General features: G+C 69.9%; 16 protein-coding genes and 2 pseudogenes. 10 read left to right on the top strand and 8 right to left on the bottom strand.

All coding sequences use genetic code 11. From position 1 onward, the window contains the following. Positions 1-14: 14 nt before the first annotated feature. Together ACFYZE_RS17305 and ACFYZE_RS17300 are read left to right on the top strand one after the other, a co-directional pair. Positions 15-1493: an MFS transporter gene (locus ACFYZE_RS17305; protein ID WP_388994026.1), complete on the top strand. Its 1479-nt coding sequence runs from the start codon at positions 15-17 to the stop codon at positions 1491-1493. 109 nt (positions 1494-1602) lie between these two features. Further along, positions 1603-2055, top strand: coding sequence for a hypothetical protein (locus tag ACFYZE_RS17300; protein ID WP_388994023.1), 453 nt, complete (start codon positions 1603-1605; stop codon positions 2053-2055). A gap of 94 nt (positions 2056-2149) precedes the next feature. On the opposite strand, the gene ACFYZE_RS17295 is transcribed toward ACFYZE_RS17300, so the two are convergent. Further along, the gene (locus ACFYZE_RS17295) at positions 2150-2452 is read right to left on the bottom strand and encodes a hypothetical protein (RefSeq protein ID WP_103844300.1); all 303 of its coding nucleotides are present in this window, start codon (positions 2450-2452) and stop codon (positions 2150-2152) included. Between the two features lie 266 nt (positions 2453-2718). On the opposite strand from ACFYZE_RS17295, the gene ACFYZE_RS17290 reads away from it, so the two are divergent. From ACFYZE_RS17290 to ACFYZE_RS17280, 3 genes are all read left to right on the top strand, one after another. Continuing rightward, complete coding sequence (locus ACFYZE_RS17290) at positions 2719-3141, top strand: Hsp20/alpha crystallin family protein (protein ID WP_388994020.1); 423 nt, start codon at positions 2719-2721, stop codon at positions 3139-3141. A gap of 161 nt (positions 3142-3302) precedes the next feature. Further along, positions 3303-3761, top strand: a complete 459-nt coding sequence (locus tag ACFYZE_RS17285) for a DUF2267 domain-containing protein (RefSeq protein WP_388994402.1) — start codon at positions 3303-3305, stop codon at positions 3759-3761. A 278-nt stretch (positions 3762-4039) separates the two neighbouring features. Next, positions 4040-4513: a carboxymuconolactone decarboxylase family protein gene (locus ACFYZE_RS17280; RefSeq protein WP_388994017.1), complete on the top strand. Its 474-nt coding sequence runs from the start codon at positions 4040-4042 to the stop codon at positions 4511-4513. Between the two features lie 31 nt (positions 4514-4544). Here the strand turns inward: ACFYZE_RS17280 and ACFYZE_RS17275 are convergent, their stop codons facing one another. Beyond that, positions 4545-5342 (bottom strand): alpha/beta fold hydrolase, encoded by a 798-nt coding sequence (locus ACFYZE_RS17275; RefSeq protein WP_388994014.1) that lies wholly within the window; start codon positions 5340-5342, stop codon positions 4545-4547. Positions 5343-5403: 61 nt separating this feature from the next. Here ACFYZE_RS17275 and ACFYZE_RS17270 point away from each other — a divergent pair, with 61 nt between their 5' ends. From ACFYZE_RS17270 to ACFYZE_RS17260, 3 genes and pseudogenes are all read left to right on the top strand, one after another. Then, complete coding sequence (locus ACFYZE_RS17270; RefSeq protein ID WP_388994011.1) at positions 5404-5841, top strand: MarR family winged helix-turn-helix transcriptional regulator; 438 nt, start codon at positions 5404-5406, stop codon at positions 5839-5841. Between the two features lie 51 nt (positions 5842-5892). After that, positions 5893-6153 (top strand): annotated as a pseudogene (locus tag ACFYZE_RS17265) (SAM-dependent methyltransferase); the annotation flags it as partial. Positions 6154-6209: 56 nt separating this feature from the next. Then, positions 6210-6590 (top strand): VOC family protein, encoded by a 381-nt coding sequence (locus ACFYZE_RS17260; protein ID WP_388994008.1) that lies wholly within the window; start codon positions 6210-6212, stop codon positions 6588-6590. Positions 6591-6649: 59 nt separating this feature from the next. Here ACFYZE_RS17260 and ACFYZE_RS17255 read toward each other — a convergent pair whose 3' ends face one another. The 3 genes from ACFYZE_RS17255 to ACFYZE_RS17245 form a co-directional block, all read right to left on the bottom strand. After that, positions 6650-7420, bottom strand: a complete 771-nt coding sequence (locus ACFYZE_RS17255; RefSeq protein ID WP_388994005.1) for an alpha/beta hydrolase — start codon at positions 7418-7420, stop codon at positions 6650-6652. 331 nt (positions 7421-7751) lie between these two features. Beyond that, positions 7752-8144, bottom strand: coding sequence for a hypothetical protein (locus tag ACFYZE_RS17250; protein ID WP_388994003.1), 393 nt, complete (start codon positions 8142-8144; stop codon positions 7752-7754). Further along, positions 8138-11557: an ALF repeat-containing protein gene (locus ACFYZE_RS17245; RefSeq protein ID WP_388993999.1), complete on the bottom strand. Its 3420-nt coding sequence runs from the start codon at positions 11555-11557 to the stop codon at positions 8138-8140. Before ACFYZE_RS17245 ends, ACFYZE_RS17250 begins: the two co-directional genes overlap by 7 nt. A gap of 1508 nt (positions 11558-13065) precedes the next feature. On the opposite strand from ACFYZE_RS17245, the gene ACFYZE_RS17240 reads away from it, so the two are divergent. Together ACFYZE_RS17240 and ACFYZE_RS17235 are read left to right on the top strand one after the other, a co-directional pair. After that, complete coding sequence (locus ACFYZE_RS17240; RefSeq protein ID WP_388993996.1) at positions 13066-13608, top strand: hypothetical protein; 543 nt, start codon at positions 13066-13068, stop codon at positions 13606-13608. Between the two features lie 80 nt (positions 13609-13688). Beyond that, the gene (locus tag ACFYZE_RS17235) at positions 13689-15812 is read left to right on the top strand and encodes an FG-GAP-like repeat-containing protein (protein WP_388993993.1); all 2124 of its coding nucleotides are present in this window, start codon (positions 13689-13691) and stop codon (positions 15810-15812) included. A gap of 211 nt (positions 15813-16023) precedes the next feature. On the opposite strand, the gene ACFYZE_RS17230 is transcribed toward ACFYZE_RS17235, so the two are convergent. The 3 genes and pseudogenes from ACFYZE_RS17230 to ACFYZE_RS17220 form a co-directional block, all read right to left on the bottom strand. Beyond that, on the bottom strand, positions 16024-16188 hold the full coding sequence (locus ACFYZE_RS17230) for a hypothetical protein (protein ID WP_388993990.1): 165 nt from the start codon (positions 16186-16188) through the stop codon (positions 16024-16026). Beyond that, positions 16187-16507: pseudogene (locus tag ACFYZE_RS17225) on the bottom strand (DUF3427 domain-containing protein); the annotation flags it as partial. The gene ACFYZE_RS17230 and the pseudogene ACFYZE_RS17225, both read right to left, overlap by 2 nt. Positions 16508-16553: 46 nt before the next feature. After that, entirely contained in the window at positions 16554-17114 is a 561-nt protein-coding gene (locus ACFYZE_RS17220) for a hypothetical protein (RefSeq protein ID WP_388993987.1), read from the bottom strand. Positions 17115-17144: the final 30 nt, after the last annotated feature.

The following is a 17144-nucleotide window of genomic DNA, read 5'->3' as shown; positions in this document are numbered from 1 at the left end:
GTGAGGAGGGAGCCATGTCGATCACCGCGCCACGCCCTGGCACGGTCACCACCGCCATACCCGCCCGTCTCGACCGTCTGCCCTGGTCACGCTGGCACTGGACGATCGTGATCGGCCTCGGCACGGTGTGGATCCTCGACGGCCTGGAGGTCACGGTCGTCGGCAACATCGCCAGCCGTCTGTCCGAGCCGGGCAGCGGACTCGCGATCAGCTCGAGCCAGGTCACCGGTCTCGCGGCCGCCCTGTACGTGGCGGGTGCCTGCTCCGGCGCCCTGTTCTGGGGCCGTCTGACCGACCGGTTCGGACGCAAGAAACTCTTCATGATCACTCTCGCGGTCTACCTCGGCGCCACCGCCCTGACCGCGGTGTCCTTCAACTCCTGGTGGTTCTTCCTCTTCCGCTTTCTGACCGGCTTCGGCATCGGCGGTGAGTACGCGGCCATCAACTCCGCGATCGACGAACTGATCCCGGCGCAGTTCCGCGGCCGGGTCGACCTGATCATCAACGGCAGCTTCTGGGTGGGCGCCGTCGGCGGCGCGCTGCTGTCGATCGTCGCCCTGAACACCGCGATCCTGCCGAAGGACGTGGGCTGGCGGCTGACCTTCGCCCTGGGCGTCGTACTCGGCCTGGTCATCCTGCTGGTACGGCGGCACGTCCCCGAAAGCCCGCGCTGGCTGCTGATCCACGGCCGCGAACAGGAGGCGGAACAGGTCGTCTCCGGCATCGAACGGCGGATCGAGGAGGAACGGGGGGAGCGGCTTCCGGAGCCGGAGGGCACCATCACCATCCACCAGCGCGAGAGCATCGGCTTCGGCACCATCGCCCGCACGGTCTTCCACGACTACCGCAGGCGCACCGTGCTGGGCTTCTCCCTCTTCATCGGCCAGGCGTTCCTCTACAACGCGATCACGTTCGGCTTCGGCGCGATCCTGACCAAGTTCTTCGACGTGCCCGCCGACCACACCGGCTACTACTTCGCCGTCATCGCGATCGGCAACTTCATGGGCCCGCTGCTGCTCGGCAAGCTCTTCGACACGGTCGGCCGCCGGGTGATGATCTCCTCGACGTACCTGATCTCCGGTGTGCTGCTGTTCGGCACGGCCTGGCTGTTCGACCGGGGCTCGCTGGGCGCGGGCACGCTGACGGCCTGCTGGTGCGCGGTGCTGTTCTTCGCCTCGGCGGGCGCCTCCAGCGCCTATCTGACGGTCTCCGAGGTGTTCCCGATGGAGACCAGGGCCATGTGCATCGCCTTCTTCTACGCGATCGGCACCGCGGCCGGCGGTGTCACCGGCCCGATCCTGTTCGCGGACCTCACCGGCACCGGCAAGGTCGCCGACACGGTCCTCGCCTTCCAGATCGGCGCGGCGGTGATGTGCGCGGCGGGCCTGGTCGCCGCCCTGCTCGCGGTACGTGCGGAACGGCGCTCGCTGGAGGACATCGCCCGGCCGCTGACGGCGGCGACGACGACGCGAGGGGCACAGGCGACGCCGTAAGGGGCCGCACAGGCGACGCGTAGGAGGCGGCACCGGTGGCCGCGCAGCGGTGGGGATCTGAGTATCCGTACTCTCCCGACCCCGCCGCTCCGCGGCCACCCTCGTACGTATGACCGAGAAGCTGTTCCGCCCCATGCGAAGGCGCCCCTGGCCCGAGCGCTGGCTGATCCGCCTGCTCGGCGCCGCGCTCGCGGCCGGGGCGTACCTCCTGTGCCTGCCGTGGGACCTGCGCAACCGCCCCACCGCCCCCGAGGAGACGACCCCTGTGACGGTCGTCGGCGTCCTCTTCCTCGCGCTGGCCCTGCTGCTCCTCGCGGCCTACTTCGGCCACTGGGACGACCTCGGCTGGCCCCTGCTGCTGGTGGCGGCACCCCCGGCCACGCTGATGCACGTCTCCCTGCGCGCCCACCCGGGCCCGGATGCCTCGCTGTGGCCCCTGGCCTGGGGCTTCTTCACGCTGCTGATCGCGGCCGGGGTACTGGTCGCGGCGGGGGTGGCGCGGGCGTTCCGGGGGGAATGGGCGAAGGAGGCGGAGGAGTTGACGCTCACCAATCCGTTGTGAGGGTCCGGGACTTGGCCAGGGCCTGTCCTCCCGATCAGAGCGGCTGCGCGGAACAGTGCCTTTCAGCCGAGCCGAGCGGGCCCGTCGGCCTCTCCTAGCCGCGCCGGTCGGCCACGGCCCAGGACGCCAGCGCGACGGCCCCGGCGACCCCGAACACCGACGGCCACGCGCCCACCTTCTTGGCCAGCGGGTGCGACCCGGCGAACGCGGCCACGTACGCGGCGGTCAGCGCCCCGGCGGCCACGCCCCCGGCCTGACGCCGCCACTGCTGCGCGGCCGCGGCGCCCGCGACGGCCAGCACGGCCCCGCCCAACTGCCGCTTCCTGGTCCAGCGGGCGACCCCGTACCCGCCGACGAGCCCGCTCGCGGCGACCAGAGCTGTGGGAACCTTCGCCATCGCTGCCTGCCTCCTGCTGGTGCGTGTGTGTGATCGATCGAGGCTAACTCTGCGCGGGCGCTTCGCGGCGCGGGGGCACGCCCCGGCGCGCCACCACCGCCTTCCCGTACGCGCCGGTCACGCCCGGCCCGAAGCCCCGCCTCACCTGCGCAAACACCGCCCTCCCAGCAACTTGAGTCGGAGCTTGTCAACTTTCTGCCTCCGCGCTATATAAGAAGTCGTAAAGGGCATCGCACAGCAGCACCTCAGGAAGGGAGTGACCTGTGATGCTCATGCGCACCGACCCGTTCCGCGAGCTCGACCGGCTCACCCAGCAGGTCTTCGGCGGCGCCGCACGTCCAGCGGCGATGCAGATGGACGCATACCGTTCCGGTGACGAACTCGTCGTCCACTTCGACCTCCCCGGCGTCGACCCCGAGTCGATCGACCTGGATGTCGAACGCCACGTGCTGAACGTCCGCGCCGAGCGCCGCTCCGCGGCCCCCGAAGGCGCCGACATGCTCGTGGCCGAGCGCCCCACCGGAACCTTCACCCGCCAGCTCTTCCTGGGCGACACCCTGGACACGGAACGCATCGACGCCTCGTACGACGCCGGCGTCCTCACCCTCCGCATCCCCGTCGCCGAGGAGGCCAAGCCGCGCCGCATCCAGATCACGGGCGGCGACAAGCGCAAGCAGCTCAGCAGCTGACGTCCACCGGCAAAAAAGCGCCCGTCCTGTGTCCGAATCGTCGCGGGACGGGCGACGGCAACCGGGTACCCGGGAGGGGACCGGGTGGGGAAGCGAAACGGAGGAGTACCCGCACGATGAGTACGACCACGACGAGAGCGGCGGCGACCGGAGCGGCGACGATGGGCGCGATCGATACGGCAATCCTGGACGCGCCGAGCGCGGTGGAGGCGACGACCCGGCCCGACTGGTCCCGGCTGGTCGAGGCGGTGCAGGAATCCGGCCAGTACACGACCATCAAGGAGGCCGAGCGCATCACCCGCATCGTGCTCTCCGCCCTCGGCGGACATGTGATCGGCGACGAGCGCGTGGAACTGGCCCGCCGCCTCCCCGAGGAAGCGGCGCGCCTGATCGCTTCGCAGATCCCGGTGACACGGCCGCTTGCGGCGCCCGAGTTCGTGGACGCGGTGGCGACCCGTATCGAGGGCGCCACACCGGCGACGGCGCGCTGGGACGTCAGTGCGGTCCTCAGCACGCTGCCCGCCCTGGTGGGCGACGACCTGACGGCTCGTCTGCTCCGCCAACTCCCTTCCGGTTACGCATTGCTGTTCGGAAAGGCGGAACTGGCGCCGGCGGTGTGACACCGGCGCCCACGCATATGTGATCACCCCCATGACCGCGGAGCGAGGGGCCGCGCCCCCAGCGGCGCGGCTCCTCGCTCCGCGGCGGGGACCGCTCCCTCACGACCGAAGCGACGCTGGACCAGCCGGAACGCCTGCACGCGACCGTCAGTGCGTCCCTGAAGACGGGCAAGTGACGCACATCACACCGACCCGGCCCGTCTGCGTGTCACATCCGCGCCGGGTCGCCCTGTCCTTGTTGCGTAACCGTCGACACGGCAAGGTATGGGGAGATCACCATGGACGCCCGTCTCAACCTCTTCGGCAACCAGGCCGCGGCCAAGTTCCTGAAGCACATCAACTCCGCGGGCAAGGCCGTGTCGGACTCGGCCCTCCCGGCCGCGACCCAGGAACTGGTGAAGATCCGAGCCAGCCAGATCAACGGCTGCGGCTTCTGCACCGACATGCACACCAAGGACGCCGCCCACGCCGGGGAGACCTCCCTCCGCCTCAACCTGATCGCCGCCTGGCGGGAGGCCACGGTCTTCACCGACGCGGAGCGCGCCGCCCTGGAGCTGACCGAGCAGGGCACCCGCATCGCGGACGCGGCCGGTGGCGTCACCGACGAGGTATGGGCGAACGCCGCCAAGTACTACGACGAGGACCAGCTCGCGGCCCTCGTGTCCCTGATCGCCCTGATCAACGCCTACAACCGTGTGAACGTCATCGTCCGGCAGCCGGCGGGGGACTACCGGCCGGGCATGTTCGGCTGACGCCTGGAGGCGCGGCCCGGAGGAGCGGGTGTCACTCGTGTACGACGAGCGGCGCCCGCCCCTCCATGTGCGCGGCGATGTGCGCGAAGGTGACGTCCGGCTGCTCGATGTGCGGCAGATGGCCCGCCTTCGGGACGACCTCGAGCCGACCGTCACCGAAGGCCTCGGCGTACGCGGCGCCGTAGGCGGGGCTGACGATACGGTCGCTCTCGCCCCAGACCAGGAGGGCGGGAACCCGGACACGGCCCAACCGGCGCAGCAGCTTGGGGTCGTGCATGTAGGGCTCGCCGGCCAGGATGCGCAGGGTGGTCATATTGGCCTGGCGGACGGCGAGTTGGTCGGAGGGAATGCCGGCCGGGTCGACGTAGTGGCGGTCCGGGTCGTGCCAGGAGTGCTCGGCGACGCCGCGGGCGTCGAGGGCGAAGAAGTCGGTGATCGGTGCCGACTCGATGCGCACGCCCACGGCGTCGATCAGGACGAGGCCGCTGATGATCCCGGCCGTGTCGCGCACGGCCATCTCGGCGGCGATCCAGCCGCCGAGCGAGGAGCCGACGACGAGGACGTCGTCCAGCTTCCGTTCGCTCAGCAGGTGCAGATAGGCGAGGGCCAGGTCGTCGACGCCGGTGAGCCACCCGGGCCGGTGGGTGCCGTCCCATCCGGGGTGCACGGGCGTGAGGGTGTGCGCGCGCTCGGAGAGGCGCGCGGCCAGACCGGCCACCGTGGCCGGGCCTCCACCGCCGTGCAGGATCAGGACCGGCCTGCCGTGGCCGGCTTCCGACAAGGTGAGGGGCAGGTCGTCGTGGACGACCGCTGTGGTCTCTGTCTGCATGCGGCCACAGTAACTAAAGATGCTTATTTAAGCTAGCTTAGTCGCGGCGTAGACTTGCGCCATGCACTTCTCGCGCGGCGACCTCGGCGACCTTCAAGTCCTCGGCAGGGCGGTCAAGCAGGCCCAGTACCGGCAGCACCGGGCGCTCGACAGCGCGCTCGCGGCCGTGGGGACGACGCTCGCCCAGTGGGACGCCCTTCGGGCGATCAGCCGCTCCCCCGGGGCGTCGGCCCGCGAACTCGCCGCTGCGACCTTCCAGACCGAACAGGCCTTCGGCACCCTCGCGACCCGCCTGACCGCCCAGGGCCTGATCGAACGCCGCCCGGGCCGCGGCCGACGCATCGAGCACCACCTGACACCCGCCGGCGAACAGGTCCTGGTGAGGGGAGGCAAGGTCGCCGACGACGTACTCGCCGAATGCTTCGCCGCCCTGCCGGCCGCGGACCGGGAGACACTGCTCGGCCTGCTCCGCCGACTCAACGGCGAAGAGAACGCGTAACCCCACAGGCCCTTCACGGCCGTGTTCGGCAGCGCTCCCCACTGCGGTCGCTTCGCGGCCGGCGCGATGGGCTCGGAGCTCGACGACTTCGACTTCTACCGTGAGGGCGGCCTCAAGGGCGGCCGGGCCCACACTCCCGACTCCCTGCGCCGGATCTTCTCCGACCTGGAGGAGATCGAACTGCGCCGCATGCACGACGAGCCACCGGCCTCCCCGCACTTCGGGGAACCCTTCCTCTGGACGGCGTTGTTCCGCCGTGGCGCCGGGCGGCAACCGGAGCGTCACCGCGCTCCGGCGCCACCGCAGGAGTAGCGGCCCGAACGTCGACGTGCCGGTCTCCCGCCGACAAACCGGGGCACCAGGACCCCATGAAGCCGCAACCACGTTTCACACTCTCCGCGACCACCCTGGACGCGCGCGACGCCCACGACCTCGCCCGCTTCTACCAGGACCTGCTCGGCTGGCCGGTGCGGAAGGAACAGCCGGGCTGGGTCGAGATCGGGCCACCCGACGGCACCGCCGGACTGTCGTTCCAGACTGAGCCGTCCTACAGGCGCCCGCGCTGGCCCTCCACCCCGTCCGACCAGCAGATGATGATGCACCTGGACATCGAGGTGACCGACCTGCCGACAGCCGTCGAACACGCCCGCGCGCTGGGCGCCACGGTGGCGGACTTCCAACCTCAGAACGACGTACGCGTCCTGTACGACCCGGCGGGGCATCCCTTCTGCCTCTGGGTACGGAGGTAGCGGCCGTCTGGCCGACGGCGCCCGGCCCTGTCGGTGCCGGGCGCCGATCCCCCACCGGGTCAGGCCGGTGAGGTGACGACCCCGCCGAGGTGCCGTGCGAAGAACCGCGCCGCGCTGTCGGACTCGAACCTGGGCAGCTCCTTGTGCCTGCCCGTGTTGGCGTGCAACGTCTTCTCCTCGGAGGCGAAGGCGTCGAACAACGCCAGACCGGACTCGCGCGGGATGTGCTCGTCGTCCCACTGGAGCGCGAACTCTATGGGAATGGTGATCTGCTTCGCCGTCTCGGCCAGCGCGTCGGGCCAGTGGAGACCGAAGACCGCGGCGCTGATCCTGGGTTCGATCGCGGTCAACGGCACCCCGATCGCGGTGCCCATGTTCAGACCGTAGTAGCCGACCGGCCCTTCGGCGCCGATCTCCGGCAGTTCCTGGAGGGCTTCCAGGGTCGCCTGCCACTCGGGCACGGCGCGCGCGGCCAGGTGGGCGTTGTAGCGGACGACGATCGGGCCTTCCGGCTCGCCCGCCGCCCTCGCCCGATACAGCTCGGCGATCTCCTGCTCGTCGTGCGCCGTGCGCGGCCGGTCGCCGTGACCGGGTGCGTCGATGCAGGCGACGTGGAAGCCGCAACCGGTCACGAGGAGGCGTGCGCGGCCCGTCATCGCCGGCCACTTCTTGTGCGTGCCGCCACCGTGCCCCATCAGCACCAGGGGAGCGCGATCGGCGCCGGAAGCCGGCGACCAGAGCACGCCGGGGATCTCGCCCACGGTGAAGTCGCGTTCTCGGACACCGTTCGCCGACGACTCGGCGGTGAACTTCAGAGAGTGAGAGTACATAGGTGTTGCCTTTCGGGAGTGCCTTGTTGTCGAGGCGCTCCCGGCGACACCTACGTCAGTCGCCGGCCGTGAAGACGAGGGGGAGCACCCACACGGATACAGCCTTCATGGGTCTCACCTCCTCGGTCGGTGTCACGGCTGCCTGCAGACTAGTGACTCAAGTGCCGCCCCACCAAGTGCTTTTACTGCAGGGCCGCGGCGGCCGCCGGGCTCGCCGGCACTGGCGTGCCGGCGGCCGCGGACACTGAAGGGCGATGGCCGCCGCGCGGACGCCGAAGGCGGCGCACACCCGGACCACGGGCGTGCGCCGCCCTTTACGCTCCGCGTCACGCTATTCGAGGACCGGCCACAGACAGACCGTCGCGATGACGCAGCCGGTGAACGAGAAGGCCACCCAGTACAGGCTCACCACGTTGAACGGGACCTTTTCCCAGGGCTTCCGCTGCTGCTCGACGATGTCGGCCATCACCCGCTTCCGCACCGGGACCAGCATGACGACGAACGCGAGCAGGACGCAGCTGTACAAGTACAGCGTGTGGGAGAGGGAGTAACCCCTCACCACGGCCGCGGGCACGAGGAGGACCAGGCCGACGAAGGGCGCCACGGACACGCGCTGTTTCGCCTTGGGGGTGGGCATGCACCAGCGCATCGCCACCAGGTGGACGATGGTGGCGGCGCCGGCGATGAGGACCCAGCCGTCTGTGGTGACGTGAGCTCTTACCATGGCGTCAGGTCATGCCAGGTGTCACTGACCGCGTCGCCCACGGCCTTTCCGGCGGAGACGATGGCACCGGTGGCCGGTGACAGGGCCGCCGTACCGACGCGCTGGATCTGGGCGCCGACGGACAGTGCGCCGTGTTCGAGCGGGCCGAGGGCGTCGCCGATCACCCCGCCGAACTTGCCCCACGGAAGGCCGGTGGTGAAGACACCCACGGCCACACCGAACGCCGAGTTCAGGCAGTCCGCGGAGAACGGCCCCTCGGCGAACCCGTAGATGACGGTGCTGGCCACACCGGTGATCAGGGAGACGCCGCCGAAGACGCCGTAGAGGACCTCGCCCGCCGGCGGGGGCACCAGCAGCGACAGGGCGGCGGCGTAGCCCGTGTACGTGGAGATGGTGCCGAGCGTGTCGGCGACACCCTTCCAGTCCTTCGCCGTGCCGCCCAGGAACCTGTACGGTTCCTTCGCCGCGTCGTTGTCGGCGTTGTCCGCCTGATCGACGCCGTTCTGCTTGGCCTTCGCGGCCGCTTCCGCGGCCGCCTTGGCCGCCGCGATCTGCTCCTGCCTGCGCTTGGTGGCGGCGATGTGCTTCGCCTCGGACGCGGCCTTCGCAGCCGTCGTTGCGTCCTTTCCGGCCTGGAGCGCGGACGCGGCGGCCGCATTGGCGGAAGCCTGCGCGTTGTTGGCGGAGATGGTCGCCGCCGCCGCGGCGGCGGTCGCCTGGTTCGCCGAGTAGTTGGCGCGCCGTGAGGCGCCCCGGGCGGCCAGCGCCGCGCTCTTCGCCTTGTCGGCGGAGGCCTGGGCGTCGGCCGCGGACTTCTCCGCGGCGTCCGCGTTCGCCTGCGCCTGCTGCTTGTACGTCTGCGCCTTGGCGGCGGAGTTCGTGGCGGCGGTGGCCCACTTCTGCGCCTCGTCCGACGCCTTGCGCGCCTCCGCCGCGACCTTCTGCGCGTGGGCCGCGTTCGTCGTCGCGTCCTGCGCCAGCTTTGCGGCGTGCGCCAGCAAGGCCTGCATCGCCGCGATGTGGGCGGCGGAGTCCGCGTCGAGCTGCAGCGTCCGCTGGTAGACGGTGGAGACGAAGTTGCGGCGCATCCAGCTCGGGCCCTCGAGCGCCACGGTCGCCATCATCTTGGTGTACGGGCCCGCGGAGCCGATGGCCGAGAAGACGGCCACGTTGTCGTCCTCGGCCTGGGCCGGCGCGTACTTGACGGTGAAGAACTCGTGCACCGCCTTGGCCGACCCGTCGTTGAGCGCGTCGTTCGCCGCCCGCCTGACCGCGTTGCCGGGGTTGTTGCCGAGGATCCGGAAGATCGCCGCAGTCTGGTCCTCCTTGGCCGCCTCGATCGCGCCGGTGGTGAGGAAGGCGGTGGGCGCGGCCTCGTCCGTGGACTCCAGGGCCGCCTGTGCCGCGGCCGCCACACCGGCTGTGGAGACGGTGCTCAGGAAGAGGACGGTCTCGCGGTCGTCCTGCTTCTGCGCGATGGTCCGGTCGGTGTCGATCCAGGTCAGGATCGACTCGTCACCGGCGGCGAGCGCGAACGCCGCGGCTTCGCGGGTCCAGGTGCCGTGCGACGACAGCAGAGCGAGGCAGGCCTTGCGGCCGTGGCCGACGGCGGTCGGGTGGTCGCCGTCCTTGAACGCCTTCTCGGCCGCCGCGATCAGGTCCAGCGTGGCCGAGTCCGTGGCCTGCTGCTGGGTCAGCTGGTTGCGGGCCGCTTCGTTGTCCCGCTGCTCGAGCGCGGCGAGCGCGGCGGCGTCGGCCTTGCCCTGCTCGGTGTACTCGTCGAGCTTGGCCTGCTCCGCGTCGCGCGCCTTCTGCTCCACGTCCCTCGCGTCCAGGACGGCCTTGACCGCGGCATCGGCCGCCGCCTGGGCGTCATTGGCGTACGCGGTGGACTTGTTGGCGAAGTCGAGCGCCTGACCCGCGTACTTGACTGCCTCGTCGGCCGCGGCGGCCGCCTTCTCCGCGTGGTCGGCCGCGGAGTTGGCCGCGTCGCGGGCGGCCCCGGCGGCGTTCGCCGCGGTGTTGGCCAGGGACTGCGCGGAGGAGGCGGCCCTGGTGGCGCGTGCGGCCTGGGCGTCGGCTTCGGCGGCGGCGGCGCGCGCGGCGGCGGCCTCGGAGTTGGCCGCGCCGGCAGCGGTGGCGGCAGTGGCCGAGGCGTTCGCCGCGGCGGCGGAGTCACGGGCGGCGGCGGCAGCCGAGTTGCCGGCCGCGACCGACTGGGCGGAGGCGATCTTGGCGGCGTCGGCGGCCTTGGCGGCGGTACGCGCCTGGGCAGCGGCGTTGCGGGCGGCGATCGCGGCGTCCTTCGCGGCCGCCGTCTTCGACGCGTCCTTGGAGGCGGCCATGGCGGCCTGGTACGCGGCGGAGGCGGCGTATGCGGCCGTGGCGGCGGCGGACGTCGCGGCGTGCGCGGCCCAGGCGGCCTTGCGGGCCGCGGTCTGGGCGGCGTACGAGGCGGAGATGGCGATGGAGGCGGCGTTGGCCGCGCCCTTGGCGGCGCTCGCGGCCTTGCGGGCGGCGGCAGCGGACTTGGCGACGTCCTCCTTGGCGGCCTGCGCCTCGTCGGCGGCCTCCAGCGCGGCCTTCTTGGCCTCGGCGGCGGCCGTCTTCGCCTTGTCCGACTCCTCCTTCGCCTTCTCCGTCGACAACTGGGCGCGCTTGGACTGCCGTTCGGTGACCGCGACGAGCTGCTCGATGGTGGCGGCCTCGTCGTCCCGGGCCCGGGCGATGTTCTGCCCGATCTCCAGGAACCAGCGGATGGCGTCGGCGCCGCCGTCGTCCAGGGCGCGCCGCGCGTACTTGGTGAGCTCGGGCCCGGCACCCTTGAGGATCTTGAAGACCTCAACGGTCTCGTCCTCCAGACGCGCGGAGAACTGGGTGTCGGTGATGAACTTCAGCAGCGCGTCGCCGGAACCGTCGTTGATGGCGGTGTCCGCGGCCGCCTGCACGCCACTGCCGCCCAACGACTTCAGCGTGAGGGCGAGGACCCGCATGTCCTCCATCTGCGCCGTCCTGTACCCACCGGCGAGGAAGGCCGAGATCTCGGCGTCCCCCGCCTCCAGCACACGGGAGATCTCGGCGGTCGTGCCCTTGCCGGCGAGAGAGAGCGTCTTGAAGACGGCGGCCCGGTTGTCCTCGGCGATGGCGGCCGGCAACGCCGTGGTGAGGAACGCCTCGACGTCCGCGTCGGTGCCGGCGAGCGCGGCGGCCGCCGCGGCCTTGGTCGCCTTGCCGCCGCCCTGCCACGCGGCGACGGCCTTGGCCCGCGGTGTGTCGGGGAGCGAGGGGATGTCGGGGGTGCCACCCGTGTCGGCGAAGGCCCGGGGCGCCTTGGTCAGCGGCAGCGCCGACGCTGCCGCGGTGGCAGCCGCCACAGTCAGGAGGCGCCGTCTGCTCCAGAAAGTTGTCTGCATATGTGTGTCGTCCTCAAGGTGCTGACTGACAGGGCGAAGTGGCTGGCGGCACGCGACACCGATGGGCGGACATCTCGTCGAGGCCGGTGGAGGGCGAGGCGGCAATCGCGGCGGGCGCCCTGGGCGTACGGCCCTGCGGCCCTCGGCAGCTGTGACCGTGCCGCTCGAGTGCAGGCCGCTCCATATCGGCGCACGGTGACTTTTCCCCCATCACTTCTCCTGCGCGCCAACCGAAAGGGGATCCTCACACAGTTTTTCGGTGCAAGCAAAGGAGTACAGATAAATGACCGGCAGGTCCTCCCGATCTGGCCCGGTTGTCCGAATGCTGCGACATCCGGGAATCACCGAAGGATTCATCAGGCGCGAACGGATTTCCTTGCCTGATCTTTACAGGGATCAAGGCAACCCATTATTCTTGTACATCATCTTCACCGTTTCTTCACAATGACCAGCACGGCCACCCAGATATTCCAGATTTCTACAACTTTCTTGTCTGTTTTTGGTGTGGTTGTCCGTTTCGCCTTGCTGGACAGGTGAACAACCGGGAGTTAACGTGTTCAGGTCACACGCTGGCGGCAGGGGTGTCCCAATCCCTCTGCGGCCGTTCCGTGCAGGATGAATGGAATCGCGCTGGAGATGCTTGCGCCGGCTCTCCTCGCCCTCGTTTCTGCATACGGCAAGCCAAGGATCATCTCGATCAGCTTTATCTGCCACGTGCAGGCTTTCGAGTGTCCGACTCGGGAAATGACCATTCCTGACGGCTCCCTGCGTGTGCGTGACACCAGGTCCATGGAGGGGGAACACGTGGAGTCATCACTGATCTTCGATGCGCCGTTCGGCGAGTCGGCCGTCTGTGGCATGACGGGGACCCAAGGCGAAGCGAACTTCCCGGATTCCCAACCGGGTTGAGCCGCGACGGCGCCGCCCGCGGGTGGCGGACGCGCTCCGGCCGCAGGAGCCGCCGGGTGAAACGCCGCGCTCGGCAGCAGAGCCGGCTCACCGTCGCCCAGCCCCATCCCGACCTCTTCACCACATTCCTCGCCGGAACCTGCCTCGAACCCGAACCGGGCGTAAGCCCGCGGTCGAAGACAGGACCGGTGGATCGAGGACCCGACCGCGAAAACCAGTAAGGCGGAGGTGGCCAGAAAAACGGTGGCTGCTCGCACAACGAGGTGACGAAAACCTTTACACGGGTGACCACGGCACTTTCTTCGTGTGACACACGCCATGCGGGACTCTTGCAAAGCAACCTTTTTTCACTCTTCGTCCGGTGGACGGCAATCAACAATTCCAGCTTGGATGAACGAGACTGCGGGTGAGTTTCACACTGTGATCCCCAGATGGGGTCTCTCCCGTCGACAGCTCATTTCCGGGGGGCGGTTCCATGGCCATGTGCATTTCTGAGGGTGCTCATTTCGCGCCGACTTCTGCCACCCTGCCCGTCGCGGCCCGACCCACGTACTGAACGCGTTCTGGCGTACCCATCAGAATCAACCCATAGGACTTCAATGAAGGCGCGTAGCGCAATCGCGGCAAGGCCGAAAAACAAGAGATTCGTCGGTACCGTGCTGGCAGCAGCAGTGGCCGGCGCGCTGACCTGGCTGGCCCTCCCGGGCGGCACCTCCGCCTCCGGGAACTCCGGAACACACGCGGCCGCGCCCGTCGCCGGTGAAGCTCCCGGCTACGCCGTGGAGAACTTCGACTACCCGCAGGCGGACAAGATCCTGGCGGAGAAGCACATCGTCCTCAAACGGGGCGACGGACACATCACGCTCGCCGACTGCGTGAGCGGAACGGGGCAGCTCGAGGTCTGGGCGCGCAACAAGGACAAGATCTGTTTCCAGGTCACCGGCAACTCCGGCTGGCTCACCCTGGAGATCCCCTCCGTCTACGGGATCAAGGGCAACGACTACGCGACGCAGGTGGACATGACCACCGGCACGGAGCAGAAGTCCTTCGACGTCGGCAAGAACGCCTGGACCGCGGTCGGGGAGAGCGCCGACGACCAGGGCCGTGCGTTCATGCTCGTGGAGATCAGGTCCTCCAAGTAGCCCTCGCGCAGCCTCCGTTGCCCCGTTCCGCCGGCGGCCGGTCATCGGCCCCGCAGACCTCACTCCCAGGAATTCACGTCATGCGACACACCAGACACGTGCGCGTCGCCGCACTCGTCGCCGCACTCCTCGCCGGCCCGGCCGCTCTGTGCGCCCCGCCCGCGTCCGCCGTCACCGGCCCTGCCCCCACCGACGACAGTTATGCCTTCACCGCCCGTCTGGACATAGGGGACGGCCTGCGTGCCTGTTCCGCGGTACTGGTGGCGCCGCAGTGGATCGCCGCGTCCGCGCACTGCTTCGCCGCGGACGACGCGACCCAGGTGACCCCCGGCAAGCCGAAGTGGAAGACCACGGCCACCATCGGCCGCACCGATCTGACCACCACCGGTGGCCAGACCCGTGACGTGGTCGAACTCGTCCCCCGGGATGACCGGGACCTGGTGCTGGGCCGTCTGGCTTCACCGACCACCGGGATCACGCCGGTCGCGTTCGCCAGCACCGCACCCGCCGCCGGCGAGGAGCTGACGGCGGCCGGATATGGCCGCACCAAGGACGAGTGGGCACCGCTCAAACTCCACACCGCCACCTTCACGGTCGACTCCGTGAACGGCACGACGATCGCCATGCACGGCAAGACGGCGGGGGACGCCATCTGCGCCGGCGACGCGGGCGGGCCGATCGTACGGCAGAAGGACGGCAGGACCGAACTGGTCGCCCTCAGCAGCCAGTCCTACCAGGGCGGCTGCTTCGGGATCGACTCGTCCGAGACCCGCACCGACGCCGTCTCCACCCGGCTGGACAACGTCGCCCACGGCAACACGCTCGCGGCCGGCACCGTGCTGAGGGCGGGCGACAGCCTGACCTCCAACGCCGCCCGGCTGACCCTGCAGTCCGACGGCAACCTGGTCGTGGTCTCCAACGCGGGCACCACCAGGTGGTCCACCAAGACCGGGGGTCACCCCGGCGCGACCGCCCGCTTCGACGCCAACGGGAACCTCGCCGTCGTCGACACCGACGGCACCACCGTCCTGTGGCAGTCCAGAACCACGGCTCCCGGTGGCAAGGCGGTTCTGCAGGACAGCGGCAACTTCGTCATCTACAACGCCAACGGCGAGTCGCAGTGGGCCGCGGGCACCACCGTCCGCCACGACTACACCGGCGACGGCCGCAGCGACATGGCCGACTGGTACGACTACGCCGACGGCAGCGACCAGATCCACACATTCCCCGCCACCCCCGACGGCGGCTTCGGCGCCCCCGCCCGCGGCTGGCAGACCCCCGCAGGCAACTACGTGGCCTCCCACATGAAGAGGGTCACCGGTGACTTCAACGGGGACGGCATCGCCGACGTGGCTGCCTTCTACGGGTACGACAGCGGCGAAGTCGCTCTGATCACCTGGCTCGGCAAGGGAGACGGCACCTTCGCCGATCCCCAGTTCTCCTGGAAGGCCACCTCCGGCTGGACCTTCTCCCGGATGACCGTCAACGCCGGTGACTTCAACGGCGACGGCCGCGACGACATCGCCGTCTGGTACGACTACGCCGACGGCAGTGACAAGCTGCAGACCTTCCTCGCCAAGCCCGACGGAGGCTTCAACGCCCCGTTCTCCTCGTTCCAGCGCACGGACGGCTGGACGGCCACGAACATGAAGTTCGTCACTGGCGACTTCAACGGCGACGGCCGCGACGACCTCGCCGCCCTCTACGGCTACGCCACCGGTGAGGTCAAATTCTTCACCTTCCCCGCCAAGCCCGACGGCGGCTTCGGCGAGCCCGTGGCCGGCTGGAACTCGCCGACCGGATGGACCTTCGCCAGGGCCACCGTCCTTTCCGGGGACTTCAATGGCGACGGCCGTGACGACGTCGCGGTCTGGTACGACTACGCCGACGGCCACGACGCGGTGATCGGCTTCACCCCCACCGGCCCCTCCGGCCAGTTGGGCAACCGCACCGACCTGTGGACCACCGCCGCCGGCAACTACTACCGCGATCACATGCAGCTCGTGACCGGGGACTTCAACGGTGACGGCCGCGACGACCTCGCCACCTTCTACGGCTACGCCGACGGTTCGGTGAAGACCATCACCTGGACCACCAAGGCCGACGGAACCCTCAACGGGCCCGCGGGGGGCTGGACCGCCGCCCCGGGCAACTGGACCTTCGACCGGGTCCACGTGATCGAGCGCTACAACAGCCCCTCATAGCGCTTCGAAGGGATCGCGCCCGGAGCGCGACCGCAGCCGGGAAGACCGCCACCTCGCCAGGGGTGGCGGTCTTCCCGTTCCCGGCTGCCCTGACAGACGGCCTTCAGGAGTACGCCGGCCACGTTCGCCACCTCGACATCGCCCGACAACTGAGCGACGGTGAGACGGGGGAGTAACCCATCGAGCCGGTCTTGCGCAGGAGGCGCTGGTCTCACCCGGTCGCGCGGGCCGCGACGTCGATGAGGAGGGCGTGGATCTCGTCGGGGCACTCGGACATGACGTTGTGCCCGAACGGCAGGGAATGGACGGTCCAGGACGGTTCGGCGCTCAGCCGGTCGTGGAACCGGGTGAACGGGCTGCCCTCGTACGCGCTCATGTAGACGTAGTGGCGGCGAGCCTTCGAGAGCGATGGGGAAATGGTCGGCTTGGTCGAGGACGTATGCGAGAACCTGCCGGAGCTCGTCACGGAACACCCGCTGGGTGCGCAGTGACTCCAGCCCGTCTTGGTAGCTGGTGAAACCGCCCGCGTTGTCCCACAGGTTGAAGAAGAGCATGCGAGCGTACGTCTGTTCCCCGGGGGACAAGGAACCGTACGCGGGCGCGTCGTCCTGGAGCAGGCCCAGACAGGCCCGGGCCCGTTCCGGGTCGTCGACGTGCAGGAAGGCGTGAACGCGCTTGAGGAGTTCCGCTTCACCTGACGGACCCGCGCCCGGTCCGGGGCAAGGCGGCGACCGGCACGTTTCACGCGGCCCCGGCGCCGGCCTTGGCCTGGACGGCGGCGACGTAGCGGACCGTGAACACCATCGGGATCACGAACCCGGCGACCTGGATGAGGGTGGCCGTGGTGGAGTGGGCGTTCCCGGCGTGCGCGACGACGGCGAGCACGACGGCGGTCAGGGCGAAGGCGGCGGTCCACACGGCGGTGATGACGACGTTGGTCCGGATGAAGGGCCTCAGCCCCCACAACTCGCGGGGCGTGGTGCGCTTGGCGATGCCCAGAGTGAAGGGTTTGCCGATGGCCAGCGAGACCCCGGCGACGACCGCCAGCGTGCCGGACGACGCAGCCGCCGAGTAGTCGTGCACCGGCGAGTGCGGGTCGGTGAAGGCGATCACGGCCAGGACGGCGAAGAAGGCCGCGGAGCCCGTCTCGATGATCAGGGCGTCGAATCCGGCACCGGCCCGGCGCTGCCGGACGATCACCGCCACCGCGACGACCAGGGCGGCCAGGGCGGCCCACTGCCACTGGCCGGACGGCAGCACGGCGAAGATGATCCACGGGAGGAACGTGCGCAGATAGGACATTGGATGGCTCCCCGTTCGACATTCCACCGA

The organism is Streptomyces sp. NPDC001796, assembly GCF_042892355.1.
Classification (GTDB): domain Bacteria; phylum Actinomycetota; class Actinomycetes; order Streptomycetales; family Streptomycetaceae; genus Streptomyces.
This window is presented reverse-complemented; position numbering and strand designations above follow the sequence as displayed.